Raw genomic sequence first — 16,065 nt, 5'->3', positions numbered from 1 at the left:
GGGAGTTCGCCTCAGCCCTCCGGGGACCAGTACTCGAAGTCGACGAGATTGGCCTTCATGTAGTCGCGCAGGCCGTCGACGAGGTTCTTCTCTAGCTGGCGGATCCGCTCGCGCGTGAGGCCGAGCTCGTCGCCGATCTCCTGCAGGGTCTTCGGCTCCTCTGCGAGCACGCGCTCGCGCAGGATCTTCTGCTCGCGATCGCCCAGATCCACGGCGAAGCGGTCGATGTGCTCGCGCAGCGTTCGGCGCATGTCCTGCTCGGCGACGGCGTCGTCCAATCGGCCGTCGCTCGAAGCCAGCGATTCGCCGAAGCTCGCGCCGCCGGGCTCGTCGCGTCGCACTGGCGCGTCGGTGGACAGGTCTCCGTGCGCGAGCCGGTGCTGCAGATCCACGACCTCGGGCTCGCGCACGCCGAGCCGCTCGGCGAGAAGCCGGGGCTCGGGATCGAGACCCTCGCGCTCGAGCTCGCGCTTGACCCGCGAGAGTTGGAAGAAGAGCTTGCGCTCGGCCCGGCTCGACCCCACGCGCACCATGCGGATGTTGTCGATCAGGTACTTGAGGATGTAAGCGCGGATCCAGTACGACGCGTAGGACGAGAGCTTCACCCCCCGGTGCGGATCGAAGCGTTTCACGCCCTGGAGCAGCCCGACGTTGCCCTCCTGGATCAGATCGAGCGGGTTGGTCCAGACCCGCCGGTACTCGAGCGCGATCTTCACCACGAGGCGCAGGTTCGAGAGCACCAGCCGCTGCGCGGCCTCTGGATCGCCAGACGCGAAGACCCGCTCGGCAAGCGCCAGCTCCTCCTCGCGGCTCAGCAGCGCGTAGCGCCCGACCTCGTAGAAGTAGCGGGAGAGCGCGTCCCGGGGGACCCGTTCGAGCCCGGACGTCGCGACGGGGACCGGAAGGGCGGTCGCCGTCGCGTCGGTATCGTTCTCATCGTCGGCCACGGCGGCAAACGTACCCGGTTCGCGCGGAACTGTCCGTCACGCGCAGGAGTCGATGCGGCGGTCCGAGCGGAAGGGCTACTTCTTGAGCGTGTGGATGAACTTCACGAGCGCCCAGCGGTCGGCCTCGGGAACCACGGCGCCCCAGGGAGCCATCAGCGGCGAGCCGCCCTTCGACGCGGCACCGTTGCTGATCACGTCGAAGAGGTCCTGATCCTTGCCGCCGTACTTGAAGTCGCCGGCCTGGAAGTTGCGCGGGGGCGGGGTGAGCGTCTTGCCGACCGCGCCGTCGCCCGCGCCGGTCGGGCCGTGGCACGTCTCGCAGTACATCTTGTAGACCTTGGCGCCGCTTGCCGCGTCTGCGGCGGCGACCTTCGCGGCTGCATCGTCGGCGGCGACACCGGCGGAGGCGGCGGAGAGAATGATCAGCGAGGCGCCAAGACCGAGAAGTACACGCATGAGATCCTCCAAGGTGAAAAAGCGCGGCCGAGCTTAGAAGCCGACCGCGTCTGCGTCAACGCAACAGTCCGACGCAGCGGAGCGTCGCGCTATTTCCAGCGGCGCAGAAGCTCGATCAGCAATCGGACTCCGAAGCCCGTAGCGCCCTTCACATGGTAGGGGGACTCCTTGGTCGCCCAGGCCGTGCCCGCGATGTCGAGGTGCGCCCAGGGCGTCTCGCCGACGAAATGGGACAGGAACGCCGCGGCGGTCGAGACGCCGCCGTTGCGGCCCCCCGTGTTCACGATGTCTCCGACGGTCCCCTTGATCGCCGTCTTGTGCTCCTCCCAGAGAGGGAGAGGCCAGGCCCGCTCGTGCGTCGCGTCCGCGGCCGCGCGGACCTTTCCGATTAGCTTCTCGTCGTTCCCGAGCACGGCGCAGGCCACCTCCCCCAGAGCGACCAGACACGCCCCCGTGAGCGTGGCGAGGTCGACGATCGCGTCCGGCTTGAAGCTCGTGGCGTGGTGCAGGGCGTCGGAGAGCACGATCCGCCCCTCGGCGTCCGTGTTCAACACCTCGATCGTCTTGCCCTGCGAGCTGCGGATGATGTCGCCGGGCACGTACGCGTTGCCGTCGGGCATGTTCTGCGCCGCGGCGACGATTCCGATCACGTGACAGGGCAGGTCGAGCAGGGCGGCGGCGCGCAGCGCGCCCATCACGGCCGCGCCCCCGGACATGTCGTGCTTCATCTCGTCCATGCTCGCGGCCGGCTTGATCGAGACTCCGCCGGAGTCGAACGTGATGCCTTTCCCGACCAGCGCGAGCCGCGGACGCTTGCGCGCGGGCTTCGCGGAAGCCCCGTGCTCGATCACGATCAGCCGCGGCGGATGCGCGCTGCCGCGTCCGACGGTGAGGATTCCGGCCATCTTCTCGCGCTCGAGCTCCTTCTCCGCGTACACCGTCACTTTCAGGCCGTGCGCGCGCCCGAGCTTGCGCGCCTCCGCTGCCAGGTGCTCGGGCGTGCAGGTCGTGCCCGGCTCGTTGGAGAGGTCGCGCGCGAAGTTCGCCGACTCGGCGAGCACCTGTCCGAGCTTCGCGCCGCGGCGAAGCGCGGCGAGCTGGCGCGCGTCGGACGCGAGCAGCGCGAGCTTCTCGAGGGCGGCGGGTCGATCGTCGTCGCTCTTGTACTTGTCGAAGCGATAGGCGCCCAGCAGCGCGCCTTCCGCGAGCGCCTGAGCGGCCTCTTCGGGTTTCACGCGTCGAAGTGCCGGAACGACGAGCGAAGCCTGCTTCGCCTTCGCGCGCGCGAGCGCCTTGGCTGCGCGGCCGGCTGCAGCCCGAAGCGTCTCGGCGCTCGCGTTCTTCTCGTCGCCGAGCCCGATCAGGATCACGCGCCTGGCGGCGAGCCCGGCCACGGGAAACGAAATCACCTCGCCGGTCTTTCCGGAGAAGTCGCCGGCGCTCCAGACCCGCGCCAGCCAGCCGCCAATCGCGTCGTCGAGCGCGCCCAGCGCGCGCGGCGGAGCATCGGCGCGGGTGAGCGGGATCACCACGGCGTCTCCGCCCGCGGCAGCGGCATCCTTGCGTTGGACCTCGATCTGCATTCGTCCCCCCGAGTGACTGACCGTGAGCCGCTCGAAGCTTAGCGCGATTCCGGCGATTCCGTTGACGCGCAGAGGGGTGACGAGTAGCTTCCGGCGGCCCCGCGCGCTCCGTCCCAGAGTCGCGCGATTCCTCTCCCCGGGGTTCCGACTGCATGCTCGATTACATACTCGGCTCGAGTCCCGTGGTCTCCGCCGTGCTCCTGCTTCTGATCCTCGCGTCGATCTCGTCGTGGGCGATCCTGGTCATGAAGTTCCGCGAGCTGCGCGCAGCCGAACGGGACACCGAGCAGTTCGTCGAGGCCTACCTCGAAAGCCCCGTCGACACCGCGTACGAGGTCTCCCGCCGTCACGGCGCCAGCCCGCTCGCAACCGTGTTCCGTTCCGGATACACGGAGCTCGCGCGGCTCGAGAAGATGCAGGGCGCGCACGGGCAGCTGACCCGCGACCAGGTCGAGGCCGTCGTGAGCCGACTGGGCTGGGTTCGCGGTGAGGAGATGCATCGCCTGGAGCGGGGGCTCTCGTTCCTCGCGACGGTCGCGAGCTCCGGTCCGTTCGTCGGGCTGTTCGGAACCGTCGTCGGCATCATGAACTCGTTCGAGTCGATCGGAGCCTCGGGCTCTGCGAGCCTCGCGGTCGTCGCGCCCGGTATCGCGGAGGCGCTGGTCGCGACCGCGGTCGGACTGTTCGCCGCGATCCCGGCGGCGGTCGGCTACAACTATTCGAGCGCGCGCTTGAACCGGCTCGCCGCTCGGCTCGAGACGTTCTGTCTGGAGTTCTGCGACCAGCTTCGCCGCACTCCAGTGAAGGCGGCATGAACGTCGCCGACGGCCGGGGCCCGAAGCGGCAGCTCTCCGAGATCAACGTCACCCCGTTCGTCGACGTGATGCTGGTGCTGCTCATCATCTTCATGGTGACCGCGCCGCTGATGCAGCAGGGGATCGACGTCGAGCTGCCCAAGACGCAGTCCCAGGGCCTGCGCTCCGACAACCAGCCGCTCGTCGTCACGGTGAAGCGCGAGGGACAGGTCTTCGTCCAAAACGCCGAGGTTCCGATCGATCAGCTCGGCGCCAAGCTGCAAGCCATCTTCGACACGCGTGAGGACCGACTCGTGTATCTGCGAGCAGACGCGAAGGTCGCCTACGGGACGGTGGCGAAGGCGCTCGCAATCCTTCGCGGCGCCGGCGCGACGAGCATCGGCATGGTGACCGAGCCCGAGGCGTGACGGCGTCCTACGTTCCAGTCGAGAGCCTGCTCGAGAGCCGGGCGTTCCGCCGCCTGCTCGCGCTCTCGCTCGCCGCGCACGTGGCTCTCTTTCTGATCATGACGCTCCGGCCGCATCGGTCCGCCGTCCTGATCTCGCCCTCGCCGGTGATGGTGAACGTCGTCGACGTGCCGAAGCCGGCCGCTGCGGCCCCGGCCCGAAAGCCCGCGGCGAAGCCGCCGCCGCCCAAGCCCAAGCCCGAGGCCAAGCCGGAACCACCGAAGCCCAAGCCGAAGGTCGACGAGATCGTGATTCCGAAGGAGCCCGTGCCGCTCGCCGCGAAGCCCAAGCCGGCCGCGAAGCCCGAGCCCGCGCCCAAGTCCGCGGAGGAGCTGCTCGCCGAGCTGACGAAGAAGGTCGAGGCGCGCAATCCTCCGTCGCAGCCGGCGGCCGAGGCCGCGCCGGGTCCGGCCGCGCCGATCGCGGGTGGCCCCGGGGTCTTCGATCCCACGCTCTCGCCCTGGGTCGCGCGCGTGCGGACGGTGGTGCATTCGAACTGGTCCGGTGCGCAGCTCTGCAAGGCCGTGCCGGTCTTCACGCTCGAGGTCGACGAGAGCGGCGCGCTGCGAGATCTCGAGCTCGCGAAGTCGTCCGGCGACCGCTACTGCGACGAGTCGGCCGAGCGCGCGATCCGCAAGTCCGATCCGCTTCCCGCGCCGCCCCGCGGTGCGCTCGCGCTGGAGCTCGGCATGAATCCGAAGGACACGCTTTGACGCCACGCCTGCTCCTGCTCGGAATTCTCCTCACGCTTGCGGCGCCAGCCTCGGCACAGCGGATTCGCGTCGACGTGACGGGCTCGCAGCGCGCGATCCCGGTCGCCGTGCAGCGCTTCGCCGCGGACCCGGGGAGCGGCGCCCTCTCGGAGGAGTTCTATCAGGCGCTCGTCTCGGGGCTGGACTTCTCGAGCGTCGCCGTGCACGTGAATCCCGAGGCCTTCGTCGAGCCGAAGGTGACTCGGGATTTCGAGTCACCGGCCGTGCCCTGCGAGAACTGGCGCGCGATCGGCGCGGAGGGGCTGGTCCAGGGTGAGCTGCGCGTGGCGCAGGGAAAGGTGCAGTCGCGATTCAGGGTCTGGGACACGGCTCGGTGTCGGCTGCTCGGCGACGTGTCGTTTCGTGAGCGCGACCGCGCGGAGCTCGGACTGCTCGCGCGCGTCGTCGCCGACGACATCGTCGAGCGCTTCACGGGGCGGCGCGGAGTCTCCTCGACGCAGGTCGCGTTCGTCTCGGACAACGGGCGCAGGAACAAAGAAATCTGGGTGATGGAGGCCGACGGCTCGGGCAAGCGCCGGGTCACGAACAACGGCTCGATCAATCTGTTTCCCGCCTGGTCCCCCGACGGCAAGACACTCGTCTACACCTCGTTCAAGGCAGGCCTCTCGGAGCTGTTCCTCCTCTATCGCGGCAGCAAGCCGGGCGTGCGACTGATCAACACCAAGGACGAGAAGTACCGCGGCGTCTGGCACCCGACCAACGGCCGGATCGCGGCCGTCGTCGCTCGCCAAGGGAACACCGACATCTACTCGGTCTCGAGCAACGGCTCGGCTCCGGTCCGTCTCACCGAGTCGCGCGCGATCGAGACCTCGCCGACGTTCTCGCCGGACGGACGCAGGATGGCATTCGTCTCCGATCGCAGCGGCGCACCGCAGGTCTGGATCAAGGATCTCGAGAGCGGGGAGGAGCACCGTCTGACCTTCAGCGGGGTCTACAACTCCAGCCCCGCCTGGTCGCCCACGGGCGAGTGGATCGCCTACGCAGCGCAGGCGGGGAACAACTTCGACATCTACCTGATCAATCCCGAGGGCACCTTCACGACGCCGTTGGTCACGCACCCCCGGAGCGACGAGGATCCCGCCTGGTCCGCGGACGGGCGCAAGCTCGCCTTCACCTCGAACCGGCGGGGCCGCAAGGAGATCTACCGCATCGACATCGACGGGCAGAACGTCACGGTCCTGACCGACGGATTCGGCAACTCCTCCAGCCCGTGCTGGTCCAACTGGCTTCAGTGAACGTGGCCAAGAGGGCCCTCGAGGGCAGAATCTGTTTGCAAATCCGCGGATTCCCGGGTACAGAATGCGCCGGTTTTCAAGGATGTGATCGCGCGCTGGATTGTGCGTTGGGTCACAGAACAGGAGGGTTCACGGTGGTCAAGCGAGTATTCGGATTGGCGTTGGTGGTGGTTGCGTTCGCGGCATGTGCGAAGACTCCGCCGCCGGCACCGACCGACAAGACCGGGTTCGGGTCCGAGGCTCCGACGAGTCGGCCGGCTTCCGGGATGGGCGACAACAGTGCATTCCGCACCATCTACTTCGATTTCGACCGGTCGGACCTGCGCGCCGACGCTCGCGAGGGGCTGCAGGCCAACGCCAGCTACCTGAAGAGCAACCCGGGCGTGAACATCACGATCGAGGGCAACTGCGACGAGCGGGGCAGCGCCGAGTACAACCTGGCTCTCGGCAAGCGCCGGGCCGACGCGGCGTACACGTACCTCGCGGACCTCGGCGTCGACTCCTCGCGCATGACCACGGTGAGCTACGGCAAGGAGCGCCCGGCGGTCGAGGGTCACAACGAGCTGGCCTGGGCGAAGAATCGCCGCGACGACTTCAAAGTTCGCTGATTTGGGTCGAGCTGCGCTCCGCTTCGCGCTGTCCCTCGGCGCGTTGTCCCTGCTCTGCGCTTGCGTCACCGTTCCGGAGTTCCAATCACTCCGGCGCGATGTCGAGAAGCTGAAGCGAAGCGGGGGCAGCGCGCCGGCGGCCGCGGACTCCTGGGCCCAGAGGCCGGCCGCCGCTGGAGACCGGCTTGCCGAGCAGGGCGCGGAGATCGACGAGCTGCAGGCAGAGGTCGCGAGGCTGCGCGGCGAAATCGAGACGCTGCGCAGGCAGCTCGAGCAGAGCCCCGTGTCCGCGGCGCCGGCCACGGGCGCGATGCCCGAGCCGGGCGGCGAAGTCGCCGCGGTCCCGGCTCCCCAGACCGGAGTCGACGAACCTGCACCGGGCGCAGGCAGCGCGCCCGCCGAGGAGGTGCGCGACTACGAAGAAGCCTTCCGCCGCTACCGCGCCGCCGATTACCCCGGCGCCATTGACCGCTTCCAGGTGTTCCTACAAACTCACCCGTCCTCCGATTATGCGGACAACGCGCTCTTCTGGATGGGTGAGTCGTACTTCAAGATGAACGACTACGAGCAGGCGGCAGTGGCGTTCGACAAGGTCGTGAAGCGCTTCCCGGACGGGAACAAGGTTCCGGACGCGCTCTACCGTCAGGGCGTGTCGCTGCTCGAGATCGGCGCTCGCACCAAGCAGCAGAAGACCTATACGCCCGCCGCGTGTCAGATCTTCCGCAGGATCGCCGACGAGTTCCCGAACTCGGACCGTGTTCCCGAGGCGCGCAGGCAGCTGGAGAAGTGTCCGACGTGAAGAAGGCCGACCAGAAGAAGTTCCAGAAGATGCTGATCGAGCAGCGAGACAAGCTGGTCGTGAACGCGCGCCGAGCGCTGACCGGCGACATCCATCTCGATCCGGACGACTTCTCGGACGAGATCGATTCGGCGTCGGCCGAGAGCGGCCTTGCCTTCGTGGGCCGACTGCGTGAGCGCGAGCGGGCGCTCCTGCAGAAGATCGAGGCGTCGCTGGCGAAGATCGAGGCGGGGACCTTCGGCACCTGCGTGCAGTGCGGCGAGGACATCGGCCTGAAGCGCCTCGAGGCGCGGCCGGTCGCGAGCCTGTGCATCGACTGCAAGAGCCAGCAGGAGAAGCTCGAACACTGAGCTTCCGGGAGGCGCGATGGCGCTGATCCTGGCGCTCGAGTCGTCGTGCGATGATCTCGCTGCGGCGGTCGTTCGCGATGGCGTCGAGGTGCTGGCCTCGGTGGTCCAGAGCCAGGACGCCGTGCACGCTCCGTACGGCGGCGTCGTTCCCGAGCTCGCCAGCCGCGATCACGTCCGGCACCTGCACTCCACCGTGAGTGCGGCGCTCGCGCGCTCGAACGTCGCGCTCGACGAGATCGACGCGATCGCCGTGACCTCCGGGCCGGGGCTGATCGGCTCGCTTCTGGTGGGGCTCTCGTTCGCAAAGGCGCTGGCGTACCGCCTGCGCAAGCCGCTCGTATCGGTGCACCACATCGAGGGGCATCTCGCGTCCGCGCGGCTCGGCGAGCACCCGCTCGCTCTGCCGTTCCTGGGTCTCGTCGTCTCCGGCGGCCACACCGCCCTCTACTGGGTCGAGACCCTCGCGAGCGCGCGGCTGCTCGGCCAGACCCGAGACGACTCCGCGGGGGAGGCCTTCGACAAGGTCGCAAAGCGTCTCGGGCTGGGGTATCCGGGCGGGCGCGAGGTGGATCTTCACGCGCGGCGCGGCCGCGCCGATGCCTTCGCATTTCCTCGTCCGATGCTGCACGAGCCAGCGCTTGCGATGAGCTTCTCGGGGCTGAAGACCGCGGTCGCCCTGGAGGCTGCGCGGCTGGAGGCGCTCGCGGGTGGGATGCTTTCGGCGGACGAGATCTGCGACCTCTGCGCCTCGTTCCAGGAGGCGGCGATCGACGTTCTGGTGGCGAAGGCCCGTCGGGCCCTCGCCGAGACCGGACTGAGGCGATTTGCGCTGGTCGGCGGGCTCGCGGCGAACTCGAGGCTTCGCGAGCGGATGGCCGAGCTCGCGGACGAGCTCGGGATCGAGACGCGCTTTCCCGCGCTGGCGCTCTGCACCGACAACGCCGCGATGATCGGAGCGGTCGCGGACGGCATGCTGCGCGAGGGCCGCACGGCCGGGCTCGACCTCGAGGCCTTCTCGCGCGTGCCCGTCGGCCGATCGGGGTCCCGATAGCCTCCGAGCGGCGCCGACTCGCGTCCCGCGGCCTCGCGCCCTCGCGCGCGCGCGGTCAGAACTTCCTGCGCCGCCCCGAGCTCGCCGGTCGGATCGTGTCGCTCGTCGGTGTAGAGCCGAGCGACGCGGCGATCGAGATCGGACCCGGCACCGGTCAGCTCACGCGCCCGCTCGCGCGCATCGCGCGCAGGACGATCGCGCTCGAGGTCGACCGCGGGCTCGTGCGCCTGCTGGCCGAGGAGGGCGAGCTGCCGGCCAGCGTGGAGGTTCGCGAGGCCGACGCGCTCGCGACCGACTTCCCGGCACTCGTGCGCGAGCTGGGCGCGCCGGTGATCCTGATCGGGAACCTTCCGTACAGCGTCGCGGGAAGGCTGCTCGGCAACCTGCTCGCGCCCGCGATTCCGTTCCGGCGCATGGGGTTCATGCTTCAAGCCGAGGTCGCCGATCGGCTCCTCGCCGCCCCCGCGACGCCCGAGTACGGCGTGCTCTCGGTGTGGGCGCGGCTCTGGACCGTTTCGCGGCGCGTGCTCGACCTGTCGCCCGAGGAGTTCTCGCCGCGGCCGAAGGTGCGCTCGAGCTTCCTGGTCCTGGAGCCCAGGTGCGGCGGGCCGACCGTGAGCGATCCCGGGCTCTTGCGCCGCGTGGTGCGCGCGGCGTTTCAGCAGCGTCGAAAGCAGCTCAAGCGCGCGCTTCGCGCCGAGTTCCCCAACGCGGAGACGGCGCTCCAGGCCGCCGGCATCGACGCGCAGCGCCGCGGCGAGACGCTCGACGAGATCGAGTTCGCGCGCCTCTCCGACGTGCTCGCGGCGGCGCCGCCGTTGACAGACCCGGGAGCTCGCCCGTAGGCTCTGCCGCGTAGGTTCTGGTTCGCATCGAGATAGAGCCCGGAAGCTGGGATCCCCAATCCGCCAGGAGCGGGGACCGAGACCGAAGGCGCGATGTTCGATGAGGACGGCCGGGCGAGAAGCCGCCGTCCGCAGTCTGCACGCGAGAGCGCCTTTCGATCTTCGGCACGGATCGGGGCGCTCGATTCGTATGCGGGCCGCGGGAGGTGGAAGATGAACGAAGCTCGCATCACCGTGCCGGCACTCGCCCGCCGCAAGGCGCGCGGCGAGAAGCTCGCGATGATCACCGCGTACGACTTCGCCTTCGCGCGGATCTTCGATGCGGCCGGCGTCGACGTGCTGCTCGTGGGCGACAGCCTCGGCAACGTCGTTCAGGGCAACGAGACGACGCTTCCCGTGACGCTAGACGAGATGGTCTACCACACGCGAATGGTGAGCCGCGCCGCGCGGCGAGCGCTGGTCGTCGGCGACATGCCGTTCGGCAGCTACCACACGGGTGTCGCTCAGGCCGTCGAAAGCGCCGTCCGGCTGATGAAGGACGGCGGCGCGCACGCGGTCAAGCTCGAGGGCGGCGAGCGGGTCGCCGACCGGATCGAGGCGATCGCGCGGATGGAGATCCCGGTGATGGGCCACGTCGGGCTCACGCCGCAATCGGTGCACCAGTTCGGTGGCTTCCGCGTGCAGGGCCGCGGCGACGCCGGTCACGATCGCGTGTTGCGCGACGCGCGCGCGGTCGAGGCCGCCGGCGCGTTCGCGGTCGTGCTCGAGTGCGTGCCCAAGGATCTGGCGCGCGAGGTGACGCAGGCGCTCTCGATCCCGACGATCGGAATCGGCGCCGGCGTGGGCTGCGACGGGCAGGTGCTCGTGATGCACGACCTGCTCGGCCTGTCGGAGACGCCTCCACCGCGCTTCGTGCGCCAGTACGTCGCGCTGGGCGAAATCGCGCGCCGCGCGGCCGAGATGTGGGCCGAGGACGTCCGCAACCAGAAGTTCCCCGGCGATGCTGAATCGTACTGAGCCACAGCTGATCCGCACCTGCGCGGAGCTCCAGCGCTGGAGCGACGAGACGCGCGCCTCCGGTCGGCGCATCGCGCTCGTGCCGACGATGGGCGCGCTGCACGAGGGCCACCTCTCGCTGGTGCAGGCGGGCCATCGTCTCGCCGATCGCGTAGTCGTGTCGATCTTCGTGAACCCCACGCAGTTCGGCCCGGCGGAGGACTTCGCGCGCTACCCGCGCGATCTCGCACGAGACGTCGAGAGCCTGCGCAAGGTGGGAACGGACGTCGTCTTCACGCCTTCGGTCGAAGAGATCTACCCCGGCGGCGACGCCACCTGGGTGACGGTCGAACGACTCACCGCGGGACTCTGCGGCAGCAGCCGCCCCGGGCATTTCCGCGGCGTGACGACGGTGGTCGCGCGGCTCTTCAACGCCGCCCGCCCGCACGTGGCCATCTTCGGCGAGAAGGACTACCAGCAGCTGGCGGTGATCCGGCGCATGACGCGCGATCTCTGCTTCGGGATCGAGATCATCGGCGGGCCGATCGTACGCGAGCCGGATGGACTTGCGATGAGCTCGCGAAACGCGTTCCTCTCTTCGCGCGCGCGCCAGCAGGCCACCGCGCTCAACGCCGCGCTCCACGAGGCACGCGCGCTCGTGCGCGCCGGCGTGCGCGATGCGGCCAGTGTCTGCGCGGAGGCGCGGCGGCGGATCGAGAAGGAGCCGCTGGCCGAGATCGACTACGTGCAGCTCGTCGATGCCGAGAGCCTCGAGCCGGTGCGCCAGGTCGCGGGGCGCTCGCTGCTCGCGCTCGCGGTGCGCTTCGAGGGCACGCGCCTGATCGACAACGCGATCCTGGAGGCCCCGTGATGCTCCGCACGCTGATGAAGTCGAAAATCCATCGCGCGACCGTGACCGAGGCGAACCTCGAGTACGAAGGCTCGATCACGATCGACGCGGAGCTCGCGAGTGCCGCCGATCTGCTGCCGAACGAGCGCGTCGAGATCTACGACGTGACCAACGGCTCGCGGCTCGCGACGTACGTGATCCACGGCGAGCCGGGGAGCGGCGTGATCGGGATCAACGGCGCGGCCGCGCACCTGGTGAAGCCGGGCGATCTCGTGATCATCGCGAGCTACGCGCAGATGACGACGGACGAGGCGCGCGCCTACCAGCCTCGGATCTGCTTCGTCGACGGGCAGAACGCGCTCCGCTAGGCTGGCGGGGCTTGGCCGAGCCCGCCCGAAAATCGATCTGCAAGAACCGCAAGGCGCGCTTCCAGTACCACATCGACGAGACCGTCGAGGCCGGAATGGTGCTGACCGGGTCCGAGGTGAAGTCGCTCCGCGCCGGTGCCGCCAACCTCTCCGACGCCTACGCGCAGGTCCGCGGCAGCGAGGTCTACCTGATGAAGGCGCACATCGCGCCCTACACGCATGCGGGTCGCGAGAACCACCTGCCCGAGCGGCCGCGCAAGCTGCTTCTGCACCGCCGCGAGATCGATCGACTCGGCGGACGCCTGCGCGAGAAGGGCCTGACGCTCGTGCCGATCGAGCTCTACTTCAAGGAAGGCCGCGCGAAGGTCGAGCTGGGACTCGGGCGCGGCAAGAAGCTGCACGACAAACGCGAGTCGATCGCGACGCGTGAATCGGAGCGCCGTGTGCGTCAGGCGGTCCGGCGCCGCGCCAGGCGGGGATGAGCCGGCTCGCGGCTCTCGCGCTGGGAGCCTGGCTCCTCGCGGGCTGCTCGACCGATGGGCCGGACTACCAGCCGAATCGGCACGACTACTGGAGCTTCCGCGAGCGAGCGGGAGCGCTGCCCGAGCCGAACTACCTGCCCTGGGTGATGCACCGCGAGCGACTGCCCGACGGCTCCGAAGCGCTGGTCGCCTGCCGCTGGCCGGACTCCGCGTTTCCGCTGCGCTATTTCGCGCTCGCCCCCGAGCTTCCGGACGTCGCCGACGACGACGAGCGGATCCGACCCGCGGAAGACTACGTCGCCGCGGTCGACGACGCCTTCGCCGTCTGGGAGCGCGCGATCGGCCCGCCGCTGCGCTTCGAGCGCGCCCTCCGGCGCGAGGACGCGGCGATCGAGGTGCGCCTGGTCGCGCGAATGCAGCCGGTGGAGGAGGGCGCGCTGCTCGGGGTGGTGGAGGATGAACGCGGTCGCTGTCGCGTCGAGGCGTCCGGTCCGACACCGGATCGTGTCGAGATCAGGTTTGCCCCGAGCGAGGCGACGCTCTTCATCGCCGACGCGCACGGTCTGCTCACGCCGCGACAGGTGCGCGCCGTCGCGCTGCACGAGATCGGGCACCTGCTCGGCGTCTCCGGTCGGCACAGCCCGCTCGCCGGCGACGTGATGTACCCGGTCGCGGGCGACCGCCGCATCGAGGCGCTCTCCGAGCACGATCGGGGCTCGCTCCGCGCCCTCTACTCCATCCCGCCGGGAGCGGTCTTCGCGCACATTGGCGCGCCGCGCGCGGAGCCCCTCTCCGCGGTGCGGCGCGGACCGCCCAGGCTCGCGGGCGCGATGCGCGACGCGCGAAACGGCTTCTCCGTCCGCTTCCCGAACGAGTGGCAGGTGATCCGCACGCCGAGCGGGTTCATCGCAGTGGACGGCGTGTCGTGGGACTACGACGCCTCGATCCAGGTCGTGACGTCGCGGGGCACGCCCGGCGGGCACGTCTCGCTCCTGGCCGCGCGCGCGCGCGCACGCGGAGACGACGTCCGCTCGGAGGTCTTCGAGCTCGATGGCGAGCCGATCGTGCGGATCCTGGCGAGCGGGGGCGAGCGCGCCGAGCAGACCGACGTGATGCGCCTTCGCGACGGCTGGGTGCTGGTCGTGATCGCGGACAGCAACGCGCGGGACTTCGCGCTGTATCAGCCCTGGTTCCAGCTCGTGCTGCTCTCGCTCGAGCCGCTCGACGCGCAGCCGCCTCGCTCAGGACGTCCGGAATAGACCGCGCGCGCCCCAGGTGAGCGCGATCGCGAGCGCGATGATCGCCCCCGCGACGACCAGATTCGCCAGTGAGGGCTCCGCGGCGGCTCTCCCCGCGAACGTGAAGACGCTGGTGCGCGGCAGCAGCCCGACCGCGATCGCGCCGCAGAACGGCGCGAGCGGCATTCGCGAGACGCCAGCGCTCGCGTAGATCGGCGTGAGCGGCGAGATCGGCACCGCGGTGTAGAGCGCGAGCCACGGCACGCCGCGTGCGGCGAGGAGCTCGTCGAAGATCCGCAGCGCGCCGCCGATCCGCGACTGCACCGCGTCGCGACCGAAGGCGCGCGCGATGCCGAAGATCAGCACGCCGCCGAGGAACGCGCCGATCGCGCCGTAGAGCGCACCGAGCCAGGGCCCGAAGAGCATCCCGCAAGCGAAGAGCACCAGCCACGAAGGCAGCACGAGCAGCGGTCGCAGCGCCATGATCGCGACGAAGGCGAGCGGGCCGAAGACGCCGAGCGCGGCGACGTGGTCGCGCAGCACCTCGGGCTTCCACTCCAGCCCGGAGCGCACGTGCAGCCAGTAGAAGCCGCCCGCGCCGAGCGCGACGACGGCGAGCGAGAGCGCCCGCTCGATCCGGCGGCGCGTCAACTCGGGGCTCCGGAGACGCGCAGCAGGAGACCCTTCAGGTACTCGCCCTGCGGATGGCGCAGCGAGACCGGGTGGTCGGGCGGCGCCGCGAGCAGCGCCAGCAGCTGGACCTCTCGCCCTGCGTCGTGCGCGGCCGAGAACACCACCTTGCGGAACAGCTCGCTCTCGACATGGTGCGAGCAGGTGAACGTGAGCAGATGCGCTCCGTCGGCCGCGCGCCGCAGCGCGTGCAGGTTCAGGTCCTTGTAGGCGCGACACGCGGCGTCGACGTCGCGCTTGCGCTTGGCGAACGGCGGCGGGTCGACCGAGATCAGATCGAAGCTTCGAGACTCACGGCGCAGGAACTCGTTCACGTCCCCCAGCACCACCTGGCAGCCCGGCGCGTTCTGCTCGAGCAGCCTCGCGGCCTGCTCCGACGATTCGACCGCGACCACCTCGGCCGCGCCGCCGTCCTGCGCCGCGCGCGCGAAGCCCCCGGTGTGGGCGAAGAGATCGAGCGTGCGCGTCCCCTTCGCGAGGCGCGCGAACAGGTCGCGGGCATCGCGCTGGTCCAGGTAGAAGCCGGTCTTCTGGCCGTGCCGCAGATCGACCCGATAGCGCCGTCCGCGCTCGTCGATCGCGACCGGCTCGGCCGGAACCTCGCCGGCGAGAAGCGCACCGGGCGCGCCCTCGGCGCGCAGCCAGATGCCGCGCGCGCCGGTCTTCGCGATCAGGATCGCGGCGATCTTCGGCGCGCGGCGCAGCATTGCGGGCGTGCCCACGCGAACGCTTAGCCAGTCCGCGTAGCGGTCGATCGTGAGCCCCGGCAGGCCGTCCGCCTCCGCGTGCGCGAGCCGCAGGCCGTCGGTTCCCTGCAGAAGCGGGTGCGCAGCTCGCCAGCCAAGTGCACGCGAGATCGCGCTGTCGAGCCAGGCTTCCTCGTCGATCTCATCCTTGCCGAAGGCGAACAGGCGCACGCGGATCTGCGCGACAGGGTCCCAGTCGCCGGTGCCGAGCCGCGTGCCCGCCGCGCTTCGAACCTGCACGACGTCGCCGGGCGCCGGATCTCCCTCGACCCGCTCGACGCTTCCCGATAGCACCCACGGGTGCCCGAGACCGACCGACCGCTCGCGGCCGGGACGCAGCACGACGCTCGCGAGCTTCACTGGAGACTCCTCGGGGACGTCGTCTTGACGCCCATGGGGGGCCGTTTAGTATGCCAAACGTTCTTTGGGGGCGATCGGTTTCGACGGATGGTCGAGGACGCTCACTGCGTGCCGAGGTGCCGGATCCTCGCAAAACTTGCGGCAAAGCCAATCTAATTGGCGACAACACTCTCGCTCTCGCTGCCTAGCTAATACCTAGAGCAACGAGCACGCCCGCGCCCGATGTCTGCTGAGGCGCGGGGGTGTCATACCAGCAGGCTGGTCCAAGCCCTCGTCGGGGGGAGGCGGACGAGAAAACACCCGACTCGCGATCGGCCCGGCGAGCACCGAAGCCAAGCCGATCGCTAAATCAAACACGGGGCTACGCACGTAGACGTGGGCGGAAGAAGCCATTCGGACCCGGGTTCAATTCCCGGCGCCTCCAGAC

General features: G+C 69.9%; 19 protein-coding genes and 1 other RNA gene. 15 read left to right on the top strand and 5 right to left on the bottom strand.

Going from position 1 to position 16,065, the window contains the following annotated elements:
• Positions 1–11: 11 nt before the first annotated feature.
• The 3 genes from FJ108_00390 to FJ108_00380 all read right to left on the bottom strand — a co-directional run bounded on the left by FJ108_00390 (position 12) and on the right by FJ108_00380 (position 2,986).
• Positions 12–947 carry a sigma-70 family RNA polymerase sigma factor gene (locus FJ108_00390; GenBank protein ID MBM4334355.1) on the bottom strand — a complete coding sequence of 312 codons (936 nt, stop codon included), beginning with the start codon at positions 945–947 and terminating at the stop codon, positions 12–14.
• A 75-nt stretch (positions 948–1,022) separates the two neighbouring features.
• Positions 1,023–1,403 carry a cytochrome c gene (locus FJ108_00385; GenBank protein ID MBM4334354.1) on the bottom strand — a complete coding sequence of 127 codons (381 nt, stop codon included), beginning with the start codon at positions 1,401–1,403 and terminating at the stop codon, positions 1,023–1,025.
• An 89-nt stretch (positions 1,404–1,492) separates the two neighbouring features.
• Complete coding sequence (locus FJ108_00380) at positions 1,493–2,986, bottom strand: leucyl aminopeptidase (protein ID MBM4334353.1); 1,494 nt, start codon at positions 2,984–2,986, stop codon at positions 1,493–1,495.
• A gap of 152 nt (positions 2,987–3,138) precedes the next feature.
• Between FJ108_00380 and FJ108_00375 the strand changes: the two genes are divergently transcribed.
• From FJ108_00375 to FJ108_00310, 14 genes are all read left to right on the top strand, one after another.
• Positions 3,139–3,801: a Tol-Pal system subunit TolQ gene (locus tag FJ108_00375; GenBank protein ID MBM4334352.1), complete on the top strand. Its 663-nt coding sequence runs from the start codon at positions 3,139–3,141 to the stop codon at positions 3,799–3,801.
• Entirely contained in the window at positions 3,798–4,208 is a 411-nt protein-coding gene (gene tolR / locus FJ108_00370; GenBank protein MBM4334351.1) for a protein TolR, read from the top strand. The genes FJ108_00375 and tolR overlap by 4 nt, the downstream gene beginning before the upstream one ends.
• Positions 4,205–4,960 (top strand): TonB C-terminal domain-containing protein, encoded by a 756-nt coding sequence (locus FJ108_00365; GenBank protein MBM4334350.1) that lies wholly within the window; start codon positions 4,205–4,207, stop codon positions 4,958–4,960. The genes tolR and FJ108_00365 overlap by 4 nt, the downstream gene beginning before the upstream one ends.
• Entirely contained in the window at positions 4,957–6,255 is a 1,299-nt protein-coding gene (locus FJ108_00360; GenBank protein ID MBM4334349.1) for a Tol-Pal system beta propeller repeat protein TolB, read from the top strand. Before FJ108_00365 ends, FJ108_00360 begins: the two co-directional genes overlap by 4 nt.
• Positions 6,256–6,410: 155 nt before the next feature.
• Complete coding sequence (pal, locus tag FJ108_00355) at positions 6,411–6,863, top strand: peptidoglycan-associated lipoprotein Pal (GenBank protein MBM4334348.1); 453 nt, start codon at positions 6,411–6,413, stop codon at positions 6,861–6,863.
• A gap of 43 nt (positions 6,864–6,906) precedes the next feature.
• Positions 6,907–7,662, top strand: a complete 756-nt coding sequence (ybgF, locus tag FJ108_00350) for a tol-pal system protein YbgF (protein ID MBM4334347.1) — start codon at positions 6,907–6,909, stop codon at positions 7,660–7,662.
• Complete coding sequence (dksA, locus tag FJ108_00345) at positions 7,659–8,012, top strand: RNA polymerase-binding protein DksA (GenBank protein MBM4334346.1); 354 nt, start codon at positions 7,659–7,661, stop codon at positions 8,010–8,012. The genes ybgF and dksA overlap by 4 nt, the downstream gene beginning before the upstream one ends.
• 16 nt (positions 8,013–8,028) lie before the next feature.
• A complete protein-coding gene (gene tsaD, locus FJ108_00340) occupies positions 8,029–9,063 on the top strand; it encodes a tRNA (adenosine(37)-N6)-threonylcarbamoyltransferase complex transferase subunit TsaD (GenBank protein ID MBM4334345.1) in 1,035 nt (344 codons plus the stop codon).
• Positions 8,940–9,908, top strand: coding sequence for a ribosomal RNA small subunit methyltransferase A (gene rsmA / locus FJ108_00335; protein MBM4334344.1), 969 nt, complete (start codon positions 8,940–8,942; stop codon positions 9,906–9,908). Before tsaD ends, rsmA begins: the two co-directional genes overlap by 124 nt.
• 213 nt (positions 9,909–10,121) lie before the next feature.
• Positions 10,122–10,925: a 3-methyl-2-oxobutanoate hydroxymethyltransferase gene (panB, locus tag FJ108_00330; protein ID MBM4334343.1), complete on the top strand. Its 804-nt coding sequence runs from the start codon at positions 10,122–10,124 to the stop codon at positions 10,923–10,925.
• Positions 10,909–11,775 (top strand): pantoate--beta-alanine ligase, encoded by an 867-nt coding sequence (locus FJ108_00325; protein ID MBM4334342.1) that lies wholly within the window; start codon positions 10,909–10,911, stop codon positions 11,773–11,775. The genes panB and FJ108_00325 overlap by 17 nt, the downstream gene beginning before the upstream one ends.
• Positions 11,775–12,122 (top strand): aspartate 1-decarboxylase, encoded by a 348-nt coding sequence (locus FJ108_00320; protein ID MBM4334341.1) that lies wholly within the window; start codon positions 11,775–11,777, stop codon positions 12,120–12,122. Before FJ108_00325 ends, FJ108_00320 begins: the two co-directional genes overlap by 1 nt.
• Before the next feature lie 11 nt (positions 12,123–12,133).
• On the top strand, positions 12,134–12,604 hold the full coding sequence (gene smpB / locus FJ108_00315) for an SsrA-binding protein SmpB (GenBank protein ID MBM4334340.1): 471 nt from the start codon (positions 12,134–12,136) through the stop codon (positions 12,602–12,604).
• A complete protein-coding gene (locus tag FJ108_00310) occupies positions 12,601–13,863 on the top strand; it encodes a matrixin family metalloprotease (protein ID MBM4334339.1) in 1,263 nt (420 codons plus the stop codon). Before smpB ends, FJ108_00310 begins: the two co-directional genes overlap by 4 nt.
• Here FJ108_00310 and FJ108_00305 read toward each other — a convergent pair.
• Together FJ108_00305 and FJ108_00300 are read right to left on the bottom strand one after the other, a co-directional pair.
• Positions 13,846–14,493, bottom strand: coding sequence for a TVP38/TMEM64 family protein (locus tag FJ108_00305; protein ID MBM4334338.1), 648 nt, complete (start codon positions 14,491–14,493; stop codon positions 13,846–13,848). The two genes, FJ108_00310 and FJ108_00305, sit on opposite strands and share 18 nt — an antisense overlap.
• Complete coding sequence (locus FJ108_00300; GenBank protein MBM4334337.1) at positions 14,490–15,638, bottom strand: class I SAM-dependent rRNA methyltransferase; 1,149 nt, start codon at positions 15,636–15,638, stop codon at positions 14,490–14,492. The genes FJ108_00305 and FJ108_00300 overlap by 4 nt, the downstream gene beginning before the upstream one ends.
• 66 nt (positions 15,639–15,704) lie before the next feature.
• On the opposite strand from FJ108_00300, the gene ssrA reads away from it, so the two are divergent.
• Positions 15,705–16,063, top strand: a transfer-messenger RNA (tmRNA) gene (gene ssrA, locus FJ108_00295).
• Positions 16,064–16,065: the final 2 nt, after the last annotated feature.

This window comes from Deltaproteobacteria bacterium (assembly GCA_016875225.1).
In the GTDB taxonomy this organism is placed as follows: Bacteria; Myxococcota_A; UBA9160; order SZUA-336; family SZUA-336; genus VGRW01.
The sequence above is the reverse complement of the archived record's forward strand: the minus strand, read 5'-3'. Positions and strand labels throughout refer to the sequence as shown.

Coding starts and splice junctions, on each gene's coding strand:
- FJ108_00310 (MBM4334339.1), top strand. CDS start 12,601: ATGAGCCGGCTCGCGGCTCTCGCGCTGGGAGCCTGGCTCCTCGCGGGC.
- panB (MBM4334343.1), top strand. CDS start 10,122: ATGAACGAAGCTCGCATCACCGTGCCGGCACTCGCCCGCCGCAAGGCG.
- FJ108_00380 (MBM4334353.1), bottom strand. CDS start 2,986: ATGCAGATCGAGGTCCAACGCAAGGATGCCGCTGCCGCGGGCGGAGAC.
- FJ108_00325 (MBM4334342.1), top strand. CDS start 10,909: ATGCTGAATCGTACTGAGCCACAGCTGATCCGCACCTGCGCGGAGCTC.
- tsaD (MBM4334345.1), top strand. CDS start 8,029: ATGGCGCTGATCCTGGCGCTCGAGTCGTCGTGCGATGATCTCGCTGCG.
- FJ108_00385 (MBM4334354.1), bottom strand. CDS start 1,403: ATGCGTGTACTTCTCGGTCTTGGCGCCTCGCTGATCATTCTCTCCGCC.
- tolR (MBM4334351.1), top strand. CDS start 3,798: ATGAACGTCGCCGACGGCCGGGGCCCGAAGCGGCAGCTCTCCGAGATC.
- FJ108_00320 (MBM4334341.1), top strand. CDS start 11,775: ATGCTCCGCACGCTGATGAAGTCGAAAATCCATCGCGCGACCGTGACC.
- FJ108_00375 (MBM4334352.1), top strand. CDS start 3,139: ATGCTCGATTACATACTCGGCTCGAGTCCCGTGGTCTCCGCCGTGCTC.